Genomic DNA, 945 nt, shown 5'->3' on the forward strand with positions numbered 1-945 from the left:
AAAGTTCACCCTAATCTTTAGAGTTATATGTAAGGAGTTATGTAAGCCTAATTAAGATTAAACAAGGGCGCTTAAACAATGAACTAGCGTATGTTCTCTGTTAATTTTAAAGGGATGCCAAACCCCAAAGACAAAAGGTTGGCTAAAATTGAAATGATTCTTTTTCGTACCGGTTATAACCGAACACCGAAAGTACTATCCATTACAGGGCTTTACAAAGACTGGGATCAGAAAACCCAGTCTTTCAAAGCCAAAAGCAGCGATAGCGTTAGCAAGAATCAGGAGCTCTTAGATTTAAAAGTAAAGTATCTCTCAGTGGCTGAAAGTTGGGAGAAAGAAGGAAAAGAATGGTCGCCCATCCAGTGGTCGCACTGCTTCGAAAGCAAAAAAGGTCCGGTTGCGGCCGAGAGTAAACCAGAAAAAGTAAAAGTTCTAACTATTTCCAAATGCTTCGATATAATTATTGAAGACATGAAAAATAGGAAAAGGTTCAAAAATGGTAAGGTTATCAGTAGCGCCTCTACAGCAAGAAACTATCACTATTGCAGATACACTTTGCGGGATTTTACCAAAGAAGTATATAATCGCAGCTTCTCTACTTATTACTTCAGGGATATTGACGAACAGTTTTTGCTTGATTATGTATTGTATTTACAGGAACGGGGAGCAAAAAGAGGAAACAAAGGAGGTGTTAATGAACGGGTAAGGCAATTTTATGGAGTATTTTATTATTCTGCAAAAATGGGACAACCTGATATTGATACATCCATTTTCCTGTGTGTTAAGCAGCATTACAAAAGGAATAGAAAGACGACACCTAAAACAATCCCTTATTCTATTATTGAACAAATAGAAGAAATGGATAAAAGTTCTTTTTCTGATTTGGAACAATTCCATATCGATTTGTTCTTATTCAGTTTTTATACCGGTGGCATGGCGAATATT

1 protein-coding gene is annotated in these 945 nt (G+C 36.5%); it reads left to right on the plus strand.

Annotation, left to right across the window (positions count from 1 at the left end):
* Positions 1 to 90: 90 nt before the first annotated feature.
* Positions 91 to 945: phage integrase SAM-like domain-containing protein (locus D0T56_RS16540; protein WP_163321269.1), on the plus strand; the 855-nt coding region annotated here is incomplete at its 3' end.

This window comes from Dysgonomonas sp. 520 (genome assembly GCF_010501095.1).
GTDB lineage: Bacteria > Bacteroidota > Bacteroidia > Bacteroidales > Dysgonomonadaceae > QVMP01.